The sequence below is a fragment of the Citrobacter sp. Cpo040 genome, from assembly GCF_030332915.1.
Classification (GTDB): Bacteria; Pseudomonadota; Gammaproteobacteria; order Enterobacterales; family Enterobacteriaceae; genus Citrobacter; species Citrobacter portucalensis.
On sequence record NZ_JAOWGX010000034.1, the window covers coordinates 926,249 to 941,990 of the forward strand.

Consider the following 15,742-nt stretch of genomic DNA (forward strand, 5'->3'; position numbering starts at 1 on the left):
TATCAATTTCAGGTACTGCATCGATGGGGCGTGCTGCTGCCGGATGCAGTTTAACGTTTATCGTCTGGTGTATTTTGTTTCGTCGCGGCCAGATGCTGTTTAAGTAAATCTTCTGGCGGCGGTGGTATTTGTAAATAATAGCCCTGCTCGGTGAGTGCCTGTTTTACTTTTTCCAGATCGGCATTAACCAGCTTTTTACGGCCATCAAGCGGCAACATCATTGCCAGCGTCGGCTGACCAAATCCTTTCATCAGTTCTTCAGGAACTCGCGAGAAATCGTCTTTTTTTTCGACATATAAATAGGTCTGGTCACGTTTACTGCTTCGGTAGATCACACAAAACATATCTTTTACTCTGAATTCACGGAATGGTGGCTTGCCTCAATATAATACTGACTATAACATGCCTTATAGTCTTCGGAATATCACCCCGCGCTGGGGATGATAAATAGCAAATTGAGTAAGGCCAGGATGTCAAACACGCCAATCGAGCTTAAAGGCAGTAGCTTCACCTTATCAGTGGTTCATTTACATGAAGCAGAACCCGAGGTTATTCGTCAGGCGTTGGAAGACAAAATCGCGCAGGCACCTGCTTTTTTAAAACATGCTCCCGTAGTGGTTAACGTGAGTGGTCTTGAAAGCCCGGTAAACTGGTCAGCGCTGCAGAAGGTTGTCGCGTCTACCGGATTGCGCATTATCGGCGTTAGCGGATGCAAAGACGCCAGACTCAAGGCTGAAATCGACGAAATGGGTCTTCCTTTACTGACTGAAGGTAAAGAAAAAGCTATTCGTCCTGCGCCCGTTGAGGCCCCGGCTCCCGTCGCTCCGCCACAAAACGTTACTCCCATCACAAAAACACGATTAATAAATGTGCCGGTTCGTTCCGGTCAGCGCATTTATGCACCACAATGTGATCTGATTGTTACAAGCCACGTCAGTGCAGGCGCAGAGCTTATCGCTGATGGCAATATTCATGTTTATGGAATGATGAGAGGCCGTGCGTTGGCAGGCGCAAGCGGTGACCGGGAAGCGCAAATTTTTTGTACCCATCTGACGGCAGAACTGGTGTCTATCGCAGGTGTTTATTGGCTGAGTGATAAAATCCCAGCAGAATTTTATGGCAAAGCGGCACGTCTGCAATTAGCAGAAAACGCTTTGACAGTTCAACCGTTGAATTGATCCCTTTTTAACAAGGAATTTCTATGGCACGCATTATTGTTGTTACTTCGGGTAAAGGGGGCGTTGGCAAAACCACCTCCAGCGCGGCCATCGCTACAGGTTTGGCCCAGAAGGGAAAGAAAACTGTCGTTATTGATTTTGATATCGGCCTGCGTAATCTTGATCTGATTATGGGTTGTGAACGCCGCGTCGTTTACGACTTCGTCAACGTTATTCAGGGCGATGCGTCGTTAAATCAGGCGCTAATCAAAGATAAGCGTACCGAAAATCTCTTTATTCTTCCGGCCTCACAAACTCGCGATAAAGACGCGCTGACGCGTGAAGGCGTCGCGAAAGTTCTGGACGATCTGAAAACGATGGAATTCGACTTCATCGTCTGCGACTCTCCGGCGGGTATTGAAACCGGTGCGCTGATGGCCCTGTATTTTGCCGATGAAGCGATTATTACCACCAACCCGGAAGTCTCCTCTGTACGTGACTCTGACCGTATACTGGGTATTCTGGCGTCGAAATCTCGTCGCGCGGAAAACGGTGAAGATCCAATTAAAGAGCATTTGTTGCTGACGCGCTACAACCCTGGCCGCGTTAATAAAGGTGACATGCTGAGCATGGAAGACGTACTGGAAATTCTGCGAATCAAGCTGGTTGGCGTGATTCCTGAAGATCAGTCAGTCCTGCGCGCGTCTAACCAGGGTGAGCCGGTTATTCTCGACATCAATGCTGATGCCGGTAAAGCCTATGCTGATACCGTAGACCGTCTGTTGGGAGAAGAACGTCCTTTCCGCTTCATTGAAGAAGAGAAGAAAGGTTTCCTCAAACGCCTGTTCGGAGGATAAGTTATGGCATTACTGGATTTTTTTCTCTCGCGGAAAAAGAGCACAGCGAACATCGCTAAAGAGCGACTGCAGATTATTGTTGCGGAACGTCGTCGTAGTGACGCCGAGCCACATTATTTACCGCAGCTGCGTAAGGATATTCTCGACGTTATCTGTAAGTATGTACAAATTGATCCCGAAATGGTCACGGTACAACTTGAACAAAAAGACGGCGATATTTCGATCCTCGAACTTAACGTGACATTACCTGAAGCAGAAGAGTCTAAATAAGCTCTTTTGTCGCTAAATCATGGTTACGAAAAAGGCAGATTATTCTGCCTTTTTTATTTTCTGTCTCTGACTAACCTATTGAGCATTTATTCCAAAGTAAACTTTGGGTAGTTTTCGGCAAAATAGCGGCGCAAATACTCAACCGTAATACGGATTTTTGCCGACGTCGCCAGCCGGGAGACATAAACCGCCCATATATTGGCGGGTTGATAATACTCAGGCAATATATGCACCAGATGTCCGCTGGCAATGTTGTCGCAAACGTCCCACCACGAACGCAAAGCAATTCCCTGCCCATCCAGACACCATTGATGTACCACTTCACCATGGTTAGACGACAGCGGCCCCGTAACCTTTATTGAGTGTGCGCCCTCTTTATTACGCATTTGCCAGATACCAAACGGATGGTCGCGTTCTTTAATAACCAGGCAGGGAAAAGTAGAAAGATCGTTCAGTTGTTTCGGCACTCCATGCTGCGCCACAAACTCCGGCGAGGCGCACAGAATACGATAGTTAGTCGCCAGCTTGCGGGCAATCAGGTTCGGCGCGATATCATCCCCGATACGAATATCGAGATCGACGCCCTCATTGACCATATCTACCAGACGGTCTTCAACATCAAACCTCAGTTCTAACTGCGGGTACTCTTTTGCCAGCGCAGACAGCGCCGGAGCGACCACCCGGCGGCCAAAACCAAAGCTACTGATAATTCGTAGCATCCCCTGCGGGATCTGCCTGGCATCGGACAGCTCGTCCATCATCTGATCGACATCCTGCAGGATCCGCTGTGCCCATTCGTAGATCCGCTCCCCCTCTTCCGTGATGGTTACGCGCCGCGTTGTTCGGTGCAACAGCACCACGTTCAGCGTTTGCTCCAACAGGGCAACGCGCTTACTGATAAAAGCCGGAGATACGCCCAACTCTTCGGCAACGGCGGCAAATCCCGCACGACGTGCAACCAGCATAAAGACGCGTAAATCATTTAGCAGCGGCAGATTATTCATGATCTGTGTTTTATGTTTCACCAGTTAGGGGGATTAACTATTAATCAGTCAATTATAGGATACGGGGAAAGTCAATTTTGATGGCGTACAAGTGAGAGCTGCTATGAAGAAAACCTGTCGTATTGCCGCTATCCCCGGAGATGGCATTGGTAAAGAAGTCCTGCCTGAAGGCATTCAGGTGTTGCAGGCAGCCGCCGAGCGTTGGGGGTTGTCACTCAGCTTTGAGCAAATGGAATGGGCCAGCTGCGAGTACTACGCCCATCACGGAAAGATGATGCCGGATGACTGGCATGAGCAGTTACAATCCTTCGATGCTATCTATTTTGGTGCCGTTGGCTGGCCGGACACCGTGCCGGACCACATCTCATTATGGGGCTCGCTGCTTAAGTTTCGCCGCGAATTCGACCAGTATGTCAACCTGCGCCCGGTACGTCTGTTTCCAGGCGTACCTTGCCCGCTGGCTGGCAAGCAGCCTGGAGACATTGATTTCTATGTGGTGCGCGAGAACACCGAGGGAGAATACTCTTCACTCGGCGGACGCGTAAGCGAAGGTACAGAACACGAAGTGGTTATCCAGGAGTCGGTCTTCACCCGTCGCGGCGTCGATCGTATATTGCGTTACGCTTTCGAGCTGGCACAAAATCGCCCGCGTAAAACCCTGACCTCGGCGACCAAATCCAACGGCCTGGCCATCAGCATGCCGTACTGGGACGAGCGTGTAGAAGCAATGGCGGCTCACTATCCCGAGATCCGTTGGGATAAACAGCATATTGATATACTCTGCGCCCGCTTTGTGATGCAGCCGGAGCGTTTTGACGTGGTGGTTGCCTCCAACCTGTTTGGCGACATCCTTTCCGATCTGGGTCCAGCCTGTACCGGAACGATTGGCATTGCGCCTTCAGCCAACTTAAACCCGGAACGCACCTTCCCGTCTCTGTTCGAGCCAGTACACGGTTCGGCCCCCGATATCTACGGCAAGAACATCGCCAACCCTATAGCGACTATCTGGGCTGGCGCCATGATGCTCGACTTCCTTGGCAACGGTGATGCTAACTATAAAGCCGCACACGACGGTATTCTGGCTGCAATTGAGCAGGTTATTGCCAGCGGCCCGAAAACACCGGATATGAAAGGCACTGCCACCACCCAACAGGTTGGTGAGGCCATCTCTCGGGCATTGCGTTAGAGGTCAAACCACGGAATATGAGCCGCGTCACTGACGCGGCTTTTTTATGCTTTTTATGGCGCCAATAACCTGCGCCAATTCACCTTTTATTATTTCCGTTCCGTGTTTTATTGCTTCACGCATCGAGCAATTGTTTAATTCATGTAAAAAACAAATAATAAAATTGTTAAATACAAAATCACTGATTCCCTACAGCATGATAACAACGACAGGCTAATGCCATACGCGGGCAACTGTGCCCAGGAGATCCCATGTTGAGCAACGTTAAGAAAAAAGACATGCCGCTGATAGCCATCAGTCTGGTGGCTATTCTTTTCATCGCCGCCACACTTAGTCTCTTCCCTCAGCAGTCTGCACAAGTCGCAAATACCCTTTTTAACGGCGTTACCCGGATGCTGGGTTCCGCCGTGCAGATCCTCGTTCTGATGGCGATGGGTCTGGTCGTCTGGCTGGCCACCAGCAAATACGGCAATATTCGTCTGGGAGAAGGAAAAGCGGAATACAGCACGCTGTCCTGGCTGTTTATGTTTATTTGTGCCGGACTAGGTTCCTCCACGCTCTACTGGGGCGTTGCTGAGTGGGCCTATTATTACCAGACCCCGGGTCTGAATATCGCTCCGCACTCGCAAAAAGCGCTGGAATACAGCTTACCCTACTCTTTTTTCCATTGGGGAATCAGCGCCTGGGCGACCTATACGCTGGCTTCATTAACCATGGCCTACCACTTTCATGTGCGGAAAAACAAAGGGCTGAGCCTGTCCGGAATAATCGCCGCTATCACCGGCGTGCATCCGCAGGGCGTCTGGGGCCGGCTGGTTGATTTGATGTTCCTGATCGCCACAGTTGGCGCGTTAACCATCTCTCTGGTTGTCACCGCCGCCACCTTTACCCGTGGTTTATCTGCTCTCACGGGTTTACCGGATAACTTCACAGTACAGGCGTTTGTTATCCTGTTCTCTGGCGGCATTTTCTGTCTGAGCTCCTGGATTGGCATCAACAACGGCTTGCAACGTCTGAGCAAAATGGTCGGCTGGGGGGCGTTTTTACTGCCGCTGCTGGTGCTGATTGTCGGCCCGACCGAGTTCATCACCAACAACATCATTAACGCCATCGGTCTGACGACACAAAACTTTTTGCAGATGAGTCTGTTCACCGACCCGCTCGGCAACGGTGAGTTCACCCGCAACTGGACGGTGTTCTATTGGCTGTGGTGGATCTCCTACACCCCTGGCGTGGCAATGTTTGTCACTCGCGTATCCCGAGGTCGCAAAATCAAAGAGGTTATCTGGGCGTTAATCCTGGGTAGTACCGTTGGCTGCTGGTTCTTCTTTGGCGTGATGGAAAGCTACTCCATTCACCAATTTGTGAACGGTGTGATCGACGTACCGCAGGTTATGGCCACGTTAGGCGGCGAAACAGCCGTACAGCAAGTGTTGATGTCGTTGCCTGCCGGGAAACTGTTCCTGGTGGCGTATCTGGCGATCATGATTATTTTTCTCGCCTCGCATATGGATGCCGTCGCCTACACCATGGCGGCCACCAGCACGCGTAACCTGCAGGAAGGGGAAGATCCGCAACGTAGCTTACGTCTGTTCTGGTGCGTGGTCATCACCCTGATCCCATTATCGATTTTGTTCACCGGCGCGTCCCTGGAAACCATGAAGACCACGGTGGTTCTGACCGCACTTCCCTTCCTCGCCATTCTGTTGGTGAAGGTTGGCGGTTTTCTTCGTTGGGTACGGCAGGACTATGCCCACGTTCCTGCACATCAAATTGAAGGTCATCTCCCCGAAACGCCAGTGGACGTCCCCGTCGCACCACCGGCCGCGACATTACTCAAAGGCGACAATTAAGCGCCAGTAAAAAATCCTCTTACTCACAAATTAAAGGTATTCCAATGAGCAATCTGAGCCCTGAGTTTATTCTGCCGCAAAATTTCTGTGCCAACCCGCAGGACGCCTGGACTATCCCTGCCCGGTTCTATACCGACCATCAGGCCTTCGAGCACGAGCAGGAGAAAGTGTTCGCTAAGAGCTGGATTTGCGTCGCCCACAGTAGCGAACTGGCGAAACCCAATGACTATGTAACCCGGGAAGTGATTGGCGAGAACATTGTGCTGGTACGTGGTCGCGATAACGTGCTGCGCGCGTTCTACAACGTTTGCCCGCATCGTGGTCATCAACTGTTGAGCGGCGAAGGGAAAGCGAAAAATGTGATTACCTGCCCTTACCACGCCTGGGCATTCAAGCTTGACGGTAACCTGGCGCATGCACGTAACTGCGAAAACGTTGCCAACTTCGACAGTGAGAAAGCACATCTCACCCCGGTACGGCTGGAAGAATATGCCGGATTCGTGTTTATCAACATGGATCCGAACGCGGGCAGCGTAGAAGAACAACTCCCAGGTCTTGCAGACAAAGTTATCGAAGCCTGCCCTGATGTGCATGACCTGAAGCTGGCGGCGCGCTTTACGACCCGAACTCCAGCCAACTGGAAGAATATTGTCGATAACTATCTGGAGTGCTACCACTGCGGCCCGGCTCACCCTGGTTTTTCCGACTCGGTTCAGGTTGATCGTTACTGGCATACTATGCACGGCAACTGGACGCTACAATACGGTTTCGCCAAACCGTCAGAGCAGTCATTTAAGTTCGAAGAAGGTGTTGATGCCGCCTTCCACGGTTTCTGGCTGTGGCCGTGCACCATGCTCAACGTTACGCCAATCAAAGGCATGATGACCGTTATCTACGAATTTCCAGTGGATGCAGAAACTACGCTGCAAAACTATGACATCTACTTCACCAACGAAGATCTGACCGAAGAGCAGAAACAACTGATCGAATGGTATCGCAACGTCTTCCGCCCTGAAGATTTACGTCTGGTTGAAAGCGTCCAAAAAGGGTTGAAATCGCGCGGGTATCGCGGTCAGGGCCGCATTATGGCCGACACCAGCGGCAGCGGTATCTCCGAACATGGCATTGCCCATTTCCATAATCTGGTCGCGCAGGTGTTTCAGGAATAACCAGAGGCTGTAACGACAGGTTCCGGCGCATCGTCAAGCCGCGCCGGACAGATTTTTTAGGGAGTGCCGCAATGTCTGATTATCAAATGCAAGAAGTCCGGGTCAGCCGGATTGAGACGATTACCGCGCAGGTAAAACGCTTTACCTTAACGGCGACATCAGGCGAGCCGTTGCCCGCGTTTCAGGGTGGCAGCCATATTATCGTGCAGATGCGCGATGGCGAGAATCTGTACAGCAATGCTTACTCGCTGATGAGTTCACCCTTTGATACGAGCGCCTGGCAAATCGCCGTACGACTGGAGGAAGCATCCAAAGGCGGCTCACGATATCTGCATCAAAACGTGAAACCCGGCGACACGCTCACGATCTCCACACCAAACAATCTGTTCGCCCTCGCTCCTCAGGCACAACAACATCTGTTGATTGCTGGAGGTATCGGCATCACACCGTTTTTATCGCATATCCCGGAGCTGGAACATTCTAAGGCGCAATGGCAACTGCATTATTGCTCTCCCAATCAGGACAACTGCGCGTTTTATGACGAACTCCTGCAGCACCCCAGCGTCGATCGTATTCATCTGCATCTGTCAAGCGCAGGGACCCGCCTTGATTTATCTCGCCTGCTGGCCGATGTCGAACCCGGCACACATATTTACACCTGCGGGCCAGCAGTGCTCAACGATGCCGTCAGAGAAGCGACTTCCCTCCATAGACTGGACAGCAATACGCTACATTTCGAACAATTTGCGCTGGAAGATAAAAGCGGTGATGCCTTTACCCTGATTCTGGCGCGTTCAGGACGCGAGTTTGTGGTCCCGGAAGAGATGACCATTTTGCAGGTTATCGAAAATAACAAAGCCGCGCGCGTTGAGTGCCTGTGCCGGGAAGGTGTTTGCGGCACCTGTGAAACGACGATTCTTGAAGGGGAAGCGGATCACCGCGATCAGTATTTCAGCGACGACGAAAAAGCCAGCCAGCAAAGCATGCTTATTTGCTGCTCACGCGCCAAAGGTAAGCGCCTAGTGCTTGATTTGTAGCGTTGCGCAGGCCGGGTTAGCAATGGCGCAACCCGGCGAGCCTGGTGACTTACTGCGGATATTCCTGCAGCAGCGCGTTGAGACGATCGGACATCAGTTCGCCACGCCAACCGGAAACCAACTCCGGCAGGGTCTGCTGCGGCTTTAATTTCCAGTGCCAGTTGAGTAGCTGGTTGATTTGACGGCGTGAAGCCAGCAGTTCGACGCTAAGATTATGCTCAGTACTCACCTCGGCAACCAGCGCCTTAATAGCTTTAAACGCTTTGCGGTATCCAGGCATATCCATCAAATTCAGCAGCGGCTGTGGCAGTGATTCTTCCGGTAAAGCCTGCGCTTTTTCTACCAGAGAAATCAGCGTTTTGCCGTGGAAGCGAATTTCACTACCGGAAAGGCCGAGGCTGTCCAGTTCACCCAGACTCCCTGGCATATAACGAGCGACCGCCCACAGGTGTTCTTCACGCACCACAAAGTTCACCGCCAGATCGCGCTCACGCGCTTTACGCAGTCGCCAGTCGGCAAGCAGTTGCAGGCAGGCCAACTGACGAGTACGCAACTGCCAGGCGTTAGTGATATCGCGCCATGCGTCTTCAGGCGCCAGAACCTCCTGGCGACGCTGCTGCATTAAGCGACATTCGTCCAGTGCGGCTGGCAGCCAGCCGCTGGCTTCAGTTTCAACCATCAGTTTTGTGGTGATCGGTAATAGATACCAGACATCAGCCGCCGCGTACTCACACTGACGCTCGGTCAGCGGTCTGGCCAGCCAGTCGGTGCGGGATTCGCTTTTGTCCAGCGCCACCCCCGTAAACTCTTCCACCATCGCGGCAAACCCCCACGACAGCGGACGACCGCAAAAAGCAGCCAGAATTTGTGTATCAATCAACGGCTGCGGCAGTTCGCCAAAAGCGTTGAGAAACACTTCCAGATCTTCGCTACCTGCATGCAGGAATTTGGTGATGGCAGTATTACGCAGAATATCGCGCAGCGGCGACCAGTCGGTGATCCCCTGCGGATCAATCAGAGCAACGTGTTTGCCATCAAACAGCTGGATCAGCCCCAACTGCGGATAATAGGTACGCGTGCGAACAAATTCTGTATCCAGGGCTATCGCCGGAAATTCACGGACGGCTTCGCACAGCGTGGCCAACGCGTCGTCCGTGGTGATCATTTGATAATTCAAATCGTGCTCTCTTAGGTTTGCGCCAAAAAAAACGCCGGATTTCCCGGCGTTTTCTACTGGCTGACTTAACGCTCAGCCTTTATTGTCCACTTTGGCACGCGCTTCGTCACGTAATTCTCGTCGCAAAATTTTACCAACGTTAGATTTCGGCAACTCATCGCGAAACTCCACCAGCTTTGGTACTTTATAGCCCGTCAGGTGACGACGACAGAAAGTGACCAGCGCTTCATCGGTTAACGAGGCATCTTTCTTCACTACGAAAATTTTCACCGCTTCACCGCTGCTGCCGGACGGAACCCCAACCGCAGCCACTTCCTGCACGCCAGGGTGTTGCATAACCACGTCTTCAATTTCATTAGGGTAGACGTTAAAGCCGGACACCAGGATCATATCTTTCTTACGATCGACAATACGCAGGAAGCCTTCATCATCCATCACCGCAATATCGCCGGTGTGCAGCCAGCCGTCTTTGATGATTTCGTCAGTGGCGTCTGGTCGCTGCCAGTAGCCCAGCATCACCTGTGGACCTTTCACACACAGCTCACCCGGTTCTCCCGGCGGCACTTCGTTGTCGTCGTCGTCCACCAGCTTGACCTCAGTGGAGGGAACCGGTAAACCGATACTTCCGCTGTGGTAGTCAATATCGTGAGGGTTGACACTCACCAGCGGCGCGCACTCCGTCAGGCCATAACCTTCCAGAAGATACTGCCCCGTCAGCTTCACCCAACGTTCAGCTACCGCCTGTTGAACCGGCATTCCACCACCTGCTGAAAGGTGCAGTGACGAGAAGTCCAGTTGCTGAAACTCTTTGTTATTCAGCAGCGCGTTAAACAGCGTATTGACGCCGGTCATCGCGGTAAACGGATACTTCGCCAGTTCTTTGACCAGTCCTGGGATATCACGCGGGTTAGTAATCAGCAGGTTTTGACCACCCAACTCAATAAACAGCAGGCAGTTCATCGTCAGCGCAAAAATGTGATACAGCGGTAGAGCCGTTACCACCAGTTCTTTGCCTGGATGCAGCAACGGGCCGTAGGTGGCGTTAACCTGCTCCAGGTTAGCCAGCATGTTGCGGTGCGTGAGCATCGCGCCTTTCGCCACGCCGGTTGTCCCGCCGGTATATTGCAGGAACGCCAGATCTTCCGACACCACTTCGGGTTTCACATACTGCATGCGATAGCCGTTTTGCAGCGCACTGCGAAACGAGATGGCATCCGGCAGGTGATACTTCGGCACCAGGCGCTTGATGTACTTCACGACAAAGTTAACCAGCGTTCCTTTGGCGGTCGACAGCTGATCGCCCATACGCGTCAGGATCACGTGTTGCACCGACGTTTTGTCGACCACTTTTTCCAGCGTATGGGCAAAGTTGGACACGATGACAATCGCCGACGCGCCGCTATCGTTGAGCTGATGTTCCAGCTCGCGAGGCGTATACAACGGGTTCACGTTCACGACGATCATGCCGGCACGTAAAATCCCAAACAGTGCGACCGGATATTGCAGCAGATTCGGCATCATCAGCGCGACGCGATCGCCCTTTTTCAGCCCGAGCCCCTGTTGTAAATAAGCGGCAAACGCACGGCTACGCTCTTCAAGCTTGCGGAAGGTCATCACCTCCCCCATGTTTACAAACGCGGGCTGATCGGCATAGCGTCTTACTGAGTGTTCAAAGAGTTCCACCAGGGATTGATAACGGTCAGGATTGATCTCCGCAGGAACACCAGCGGGATAACGGTTAAGCCAAACCTTTTTCAATACATCACCTCTAAAATGCGTATTCGTCGTCATCACAACCCCAGGCAATAAACAAACTGTTAACATAATATTAACTCAGCGTACCAGTTTGTTTATTACACAACGACAAGGTTGCGAAGCACGTCACTATTTATTTTTCTTATATCCACGTTAATGCAGAAACAGCGGACGAGCCGCTGTTTCTTTTACCAATAAAACAAAGAGTTACTCTGTTACTATGGTCTGAACCTGTGCCGGGCCGGGATTGTACCAGCCCCATCCGCCGTAGCCGCCGTAAGGCCAGCCACGCGCACCGTAGAACCAAGGGTCGATAGGCTGAGGCGGCATGACAATCTGCTGAGTAATATGCCAACGTTTATAACCAGTTACCTGCATCAGCATGAATTTATACGGCGTATTACCGATTTTTCCGTCCACCGTACCGCTTATCGGGCCGACGACGGTGACCAACTGACCACGGAAATCTACCGGGTCGAGAAAGCCATTTACATCAGCATAAATCCGCCCACGAGAGGCTTCACCCAGCACGGGGCGTGCACCGCTATCGAGCGGAACGGTGGCAATTTCCAGACGGGATTTTCCCTGCTGGTTCTGAATATCCACCACTTTGCCACCGAAACGCGCTTCCTGTCCGACATACAGCTGCGGCGCATTCATCACCCGCACCAGATCCTGCTGCGGCATCGGGCTCGAACCTTTAATCGCATCCGGGATGGTGACGCAGCCGCTAAGCATTAACGCTAAGGCCCCCGCCAACACACCTTTCAATAACTGCTTTTGCACCGCCATATTGCGACTCCCTTTTCTTAGCGTCAGCCCCGGCATAATCACAATGCTGTTTACTGACGACTGTACGTCTTAGCCGGGGTTCTACTACTAAGATTCATTCTTTACCGGGAAGTTTCTTCCACGCCACGGTGTTACGTAAATAAACCGGTTCAGCGTGTTCGACCGCTACGGTCTCACCCGCAGCCAGCATTTGCGTGGCGACGGGCAGCATGTCTTCAGCCGCTGGAAGCAACACGTCACCATCGCTGAGCGTCAGCCCGCTGTCTTTACCAAGCTCAGGCCATGCCGGCCAGCCCGTCCCGACCGTCACCCAGTCGCCAGACAGCTGCAATAAACGCTCATGTACCTGCTCGGGGGTTAACACCGCTTCGGTTTCTTCACCGTGCCAGTTACCGTTGTCATCACGCTGGTATTCGGCCCAGTAGACTTCGCCCATTCGCGCGTCAATTGCCGCCAGTACGCGAGTCGCACCCAACTTACGCCAGGCGCCCTGCGCCATGGTTGCCAGGGTGGAGACGCCGATCATCGGTAAGTTTGCGCCTAACGCCAGCCCCTGAGCAATGCCAATACCGATACGCACGCCGGTGAAACTGCCGGGACCGCGACCAAACGCCAGGGCGTCGATATCGGTTAACGTGAGATCGCCAGCGGCCAGGATTTCCTGAACCATCGGTAAAATTCGTTGGGTGTGTTCTCGTGGGCAAAGCTCAAAGAGAGCCTTGATAGTACCGTCATTCCACAGGGCAACAGAGCACGCCTCTGTGGCGGTATCGATAGCCAGAATTCGCATGGGTGTTTGTGATCAGATCAATAAATTTGGCGCGCATCTTACCACACTCCGTAACAAATTACTCAGTCGTTGGTATGGCAAGAAAGCGAACCGCGCGAGCGATGTCACGCGTCCGCGGCGCAGGAGGAAGACTCGCCAGGAAGGTGGCGCCGTATGGCCGCATAACCAGACGATTGTCGCAAATCACCAGCACGCCGCGATCGTCAGCATCACGTATCAGACGCCCTACACCCTGCTTCAGGGTGATTACCGCATCCGGCAACTGGACGTCTTCAAACGGATCGCCGCCGCGCAGTCGACAATCCTCCATTCGGGCTTTTAACAGCGGGTCGTCCGGCGAGGTAAATGGCAGTTTATCGATTATCACCAGCGACAGCGTATCGCCGCGCACGTCCACGCCCTCCCAGAAGCTGCTGGTGGCAACCAATAGCGCATTACCTGCGCTGACAAACTGCTGTAGCAGTTGTCCTTTGCTGGTTTCGCCCTGCAGCAGTACGGGAAGCGTCATGGTAGCGCGGAATTGTTCCGCCAGATCGCGCATCATCGCGTGCGAAGTGCACAGCATAAAACAGCGGCCGTTGTTCGCTTCGATAATAGGTCGCAGCATGGATGCTAACTGGCGCGCAGCCCCCGGCTGGTTGGTTTGCGGGAGATTACGCGGCACGCACAGCAGCGCCTGGCGCGTGTAATCAAATGGGCTTGGCAGCAGCATCGACTCGGCATCTTCAATACCCAGTCGTGCGGTGAAATGATGAAGATCGTCGTTTACCGACAGCGTCGCGGAAGTAAAAATCCAGCAGCCCGGCTTTTGTTCCATCACCTCTTTGAATTTATCCGCCACCGTAAGCGGTGTCAGCGCGAGGGTGAAATGGCGGGAGGTGCATTCATACCAGTAGCTGAAGCCTGGCTGGTTGATCTCTTTCAGGCGCTTCAGACGCGCACGATAAAGCGTGGCGCGCTCAAACGCGGCATCCAGCAATGCCGAACGCCCGAGAGACAGCTTCGCCACGTCATAACACAGCTCCAGCGTGTCATCGAGCAGCAAAAACGCGCGCTGTACGCGCTGGTCGGCCAGCAGTTCCCGCAGATTTCCGCGATAGCCCGGCTCACCAAGCTGCAAGCGGAAGTCCTGAGCGCTTTGTGCAAGGCGATCGGCGCACTTTTGCAGCTGCTGAGTGTCTTTCAGCTCGGTGCGATAGGCAATGGTGATGTCTTTCGCCAGGTCTAACAGCTGGCGACTGGAGAGCGATTGACCAAAGTACTGGCTGGCGATATCCGGTAACTGATGCGCTTCATCGAAGATCATCACATCAGCTTCCGGGATCAGTTCGCCAAACCCGCTCTCTTTTACCACCATATCGGCGAGAAACAGATGATGGTTAACCACGACGACATCCGCATCCATCGCTTTTTTACGCGCTTTAACGACAAAACACTCTTTATACAGCGGGCAGTCGCTGCCCAGACAGTTGTCATTAGTGCTGGTCACCAGCGGCCAGGCCTGAGAGTCTTCCGCCACACTGACGCAGGTGCTGATGTCCCCATCAAGGGTTTGATTTGACCAGGAGCGCAGCAGAATGACGTCGCTTAACGTTTGTACCGGCAAGTCGCCACCCGCCAGCGCCTGCTGTTCGAGACGCTCAAGGCACAGATAGTTTGAACGCCCTTTCAGCAGCGCCAGTTTACCGGTGAACTTCAGTGCTTTCGCGACGGTCGGGAGGTCGCGGCTGTATAGCTGATCCTGCAACGCCTTCGAGCCCGTGGAGACAATGACCTTCTTTCCTGCACGCAGCGCTGGGGCAAGATAAGCGTAGGTTTTACCCGTTCCGGTTCCGGCTTCTACCACCAGTGGTTGTGATTTTTCGATGGCATGACTGACGGCGATGGCCATCTGCCGCTGTGGTTCTCGCGGTTTAAAACCCGGTATCGCTTTAGCCAACTGACCGTCTGCTGCAAAATCGTCCGTCACACTGCCCCCTGTTCATTTGAACAGGGATTATGTCAGGCCAGCGGGTCTTTCGCCAGTTGAAGAGGTGACGTGGGCACAACATTATGGCAGTCTTGGCGCAACCCAAAGCTATTATGAAAAAACGTAAATGAGGAATGATTTATGACGATTGTGCGCATTGATGCCGAAGCGCGTTGGTCCGACATGGTAATCCACAACAACACGCTGTATTACACCGGCGTGCCGGAAAATCTGGATGCAGACGCCTTTGAGCAGACGGCAAATACGCTGGCGCAAATTGATGCGGTGCTGGAAAAACAAGGCAGCAACAAGTCACGTATTCTTGATGCCACCCTATTTTTGGCAGACAAAAACGATTTTGCCGCCATGAACAAAGCCTGGGACGCGTGGGTCGTTGCTGGCCACGCGCCGGTACGTTGTACCGTTCAGGCCGGATTGATGAACCCGAAATACAAAGTTGAGATTAAGATAATCGCTGCAGTTTAAGCGGCGTTATTCGTCTTCATCTTCAAAACGCGCCACGATCCGCTCGCCGGTATGACTGGCGCGTAACTCTTCAGCAACCAGAGCAATGGCTTGTCCGCTGCTCATCCCCTGCGACATCAGCTCCTGAATACGCTCTACCGCTTTTTGCTGCTGCTCATGACTGAGTGAAGGTAAACCTGCAAACATTGTTAACTCCTGCTAAATTGTCTGCGCTAATTATTTCATGCTACCGGGCAGTTA

At 52.7% G+C, this 15,742-nt stretch carries 16 protein-coding genes; 8 read left to right on the top strand and 8 right to left on the bottom strand.

Annotation, left to right across the window (positions count from 1 at the left end):
* Nucleotides 1-50: 50 nt before the first annotated feature.
* A complete protein-coding gene (locus OGX86_RS09200; protein ID WP_003833735.1) occupies nt 51-344 on the bottom strand; it encodes a YcgL domain-containing protein in 294 nt (97 codons plus the stop codon).
* A 126-nt stretch (nt 345-470) separates the two neighbouring features.
* Between OGX86_RS09200 and minC the strand changes: the two genes are divergently transcribed.
* The 3 genes from minC to minE are packed head-to-tail and all read left to right on the top strand — an operon-like array spanning nt 471 to nt 2,284.
* Nucleotides 471-1,178, top strand: coding sequence for a septum site-determining protein MinC (gene minC / locus OGX86_RS09205; RefSeq protein ID WP_003833736.1), 708 nt, complete (start codon nt 471-473; stop codon nt 1,176-1,178).
* A gap of 23 nt (nt 1,179-1,201) precedes the next feature.
* Entirely contained in the window at nt 1,202-2,014 is an 813-nt protein-coding gene (minD, locus tag OGX86_RS09210) for a septum site-determining protein MinD (RefSeq protein WP_003020956.1), read from the top strand.
* 3 nt (nt 2,015-2,017) lie between these two features.
* Complete coding sequence (gene minE, locus OGX86_RS09215) at nt 2,018-2,284, top strand: cell division topological specificity factor MinE (RefSeq protein WP_003833739.1); 267 nt, start codon at nt 2,018-2,020, stop codon at nt 2,282-2,284.
* An 86-nt stretch (nt 2,285-2,370) separates the two neighbouring features.
* On the opposite strand, the gene OGX86_RS09220 is transcribed toward minE, so the two are convergent.
* Entirely contained in the window at nt 2,371-3,288 is a 918-nt protein-coding gene (locus OGX86_RS09220) for a LysR family transcriptional regulator (protein ID WP_003833741.1), read from the bottom strand.
* Between the two features lie 103 nt (nt 3,289-3,391).
* Between OGX86_RS09220 and OGX86_RS09225 the strand changes: the two genes are divergently transcribed.
* The 4 genes from OGX86_RS09225 to OGX86_RS09240 all read left to right on the top strand — a co-directional run bounded on the left by OGX86_RS09225 (nt 3,392) and on the right by OGX86_RS09240 (nt 8,533).
* On the top strand, nt 3,392-4,474 hold the full coding sequence (locus tag OGX86_RS09225; protein ID WP_128317264.1) for a tartrate dehydrogenase: 1,083 nt from the start codon (nt 3,392-3,394) through the stop codon (nt 4,472-4,474).
* 251 nt (nt 4,475-4,725) lie between these two features.
* Nucleotides 4,726-6,327, top strand: a complete 1,602-nt coding sequence (locus OGX86_RS09230) for a BCCT family transporter (protein WP_048216200.1) — start codon at nt 4,726-4,728, stop codon at nt 6,325-6,327.
* Nucleotides 6,328-6,371: 44 nt separating this feature from the next.
* Nucleotides 6,372-7,496 carry a carnitine monooxygenase, oxygenase subunit YeaW gene (yeaW, locus tag OGX86_RS09235; protein ID WP_048216199.1) on the top strand — a complete coding sequence of 375 codons (1,125 nt, stop codon included), beginning with the start codon at nt 6,372-6,374 and terminating at the stop codon, nt 7,494-7,496.
* Between the two features lie 71 nt (nt 7,497-7,567).
* Entirely contained in the window at nt 7,568-8,533 is a 966-nt protein-coding gene (locus OGX86_RS09240) for a PDR/VanB family oxidoreductase (RefSeq protein WP_286639881.1), read from the top strand.
* 49 nt (nt 8,534-8,582) lie between these two features.
* Here the strand turns inward: OGX86_RS09240 and rnd are convergent, their stop codons facing one another.
* The 5 genes from rnd to yoaA form a co-directional block, all read right to left on the bottom strand.
* Entirely contained in the window at nt 8,583-9,698 is a 1,116-nt protein-coding gene (rnd, locus tag OGX86_RS09245) for a ribonuclease D (RefSeq protein WP_048224155.1), read from the bottom strand.
* 84 nt (nt 9,699-9,782) lie between these two features.
* The gene (gene fadD / locus OGX86_RS09250) at nt 9,783-11,468 is read right to left on the bottom strand and encodes a long-chain-fatty-acid--CoA ligase FadD (RefSeq protein ID WP_122973804.1); all 1,686 of its coding nucleotides are present in this window, start codon (nt 11,466-11,468) and stop codon (nt 9,783-9,785) included.
* Nucleotides 11,469-11,672: 204 nt separating this feature from the next.
* Nucleotides 11,673-12,257, bottom strand: coding sequence for a Slp family lipoprotein (locus tag OGX86_RS09255; protein WP_003020975.1), 585 nt, complete (start codon nt 12,255-12,257; stop codon nt 11,673-11,675).
* Between the two features lie 94 nt (nt 12,258-12,351).
* Complete coding sequence (tsaB, locus tag OGX86_RS09260) at nt 12,352-13,047, bottom strand: tRNA (adenosine(37)-N6)-threonylcarbamoyltransferase complex dimerization subunit type 1 TsaB (RefSeq protein WP_168978206.1); 696 nt, start codon at nt 13,045-13,047, stop codon at nt 12,352-12,354.
* Nucleotides 13,048-13,105: 58 nt separating this feature from the next.
* The gene (gene yoaA / locus OGX86_RS09265; RefSeq protein ID WP_003020980.1) at nt 13,106-15,016 is read right to left on the bottom strand and encodes a DNA repair helicase YoaA; all 1,911 of its coding nucleotides are present in this window, start codon (nt 15,014-15,016) and stop codon (nt 13,106-13,108) included.
* Between the two features lie 141 nt (nt 15,017-15,157).
* Between yoaA and OGX86_RS09270 the strand changes: the two genes are divergently transcribed.
* Complete coding sequence (locus OGX86_RS09270; RefSeq protein WP_286639882.1) at nt 15,158-15,502, top strand: RidA family protein; 345 nt, start codon at nt 15,158-15,160, stop codon at nt 15,500-15,502.
* Nucleotides 15,503-15,508: 6 nt separating this feature from the next.
* Here OGX86_RS09270 and OGX86_RS09275 read toward each other — a convergent pair whose 3' ends face one another.
* On the bottom strand, nt 15,509-15,688 hold the full coding sequence (locus OGX86_RS09275; RefSeq protein ID WP_003020986.1) for a YoaH family protein: 180 nt from the start codon (nt 15,686-15,688) through the stop codon (nt 15,509-15,511).
* Nucleotides 15,689-15,742 lie beyond the last annotated feature (54 nt).

Excerpts from the sequence above, each read along its gene's own strand:
- OGX86_RS09200 (WP_003833735.1), bottom strand. The coding sequence starts at position 344 with ATGTTTTGTGTGATCTACCGAAGCAGTAAACGTGACCAGACCTATTTA.
- minC (WP_003833736.1), top strand. The coding sequence starts at position 471 with ATGTCAAACACGCCAATCGAGCTTAAAGGCAGTAGCTTCACCTTATCA.
- minD (WP_003020956.1), top strand. The coding sequence starts at position 1,202 with ATGGCACGCATTATTGTTGTTACTTCGGGTAAAGGGGGCGTTGGCAAA.
- minE (WP_003833739.1), top strand. The coding sequence starts at position 2,018 with ATGGCATTACTGGATTTTTTTCTCTCGCGGAAAAAGAGCACAGCGAAC.
- OGX86_RS09220 (WP_003833741.1), bottom strand. The coding sequence starts at position 3,288 with ATGAATAATCTGCCGCTGCTAAATGATTTACGCGTCTTTATGCTGGTT.
- OGX86_RS09225 (WP_128317264.1), top strand. The coding sequence starts at position 3,392 with ATGAAGAAAACCTGTCGTATTGCCGCTATCCCCGGAGATGGCATTGGT.
- OGX86_RS09230 (WP_048216200.1), top strand. The coding sequence starts at position 4,726 with ATGTTGAGCAACGTTAAGAAAAAAGACATGCCGCTGATAGCCATCAGT.
- yeaW (WP_048216199.1), top strand. The coding sequence starts at position 6,372 with ATGAGCAATCTGAGCCCTGAGTTTATTCTGCCGCAAAATTTCTGTGCC.
- OGX86_RS09240 (WP_286639881.1), top strand. The coding sequence starts at position 7,568 with ATGTCTGATTATCAAATGCAAGAAGTCCGGGTCAGCCGGATTGAGACG.
- rnd (WP_048224155.1), bottom strand. The coding sequence starts at position 9,698 with ATGATCACCACGGACGACGCGTTGGCCACGCTGTGCGAAGCCGTCCGT.
- OGX86_RS09255 (WP_003020975.1), bottom strand. The coding sequence starts at position 12,257 with ATGGCGGTGCAAAAGCAGTTATTGAAAGGTGTGTTGGCGGGGGCCTTA.
- tsaB (WP_168978206.1), bottom strand. The coding sequence starts at position 13,047 with ATGCGAATTCTGGCTATCGATACCGCCACAGAGGCGTGCTCTGTTGCC.
- OGX86_RS09270 (WP_286639882.1), top strand. The coding sequence starts at position 15,158 with ATGACGATTGTGCGCATTGATGCCGAAGCGCGTTGGTCCGACATGGTA.
- OGX86_RS09275 (WP_003020986.1), bottom strand. The coding sequence starts at position 15,688 with ATGTTTGCAGGTTTACCTTCACTCAGTCATGAGCAGCAGCAAAAAGCG.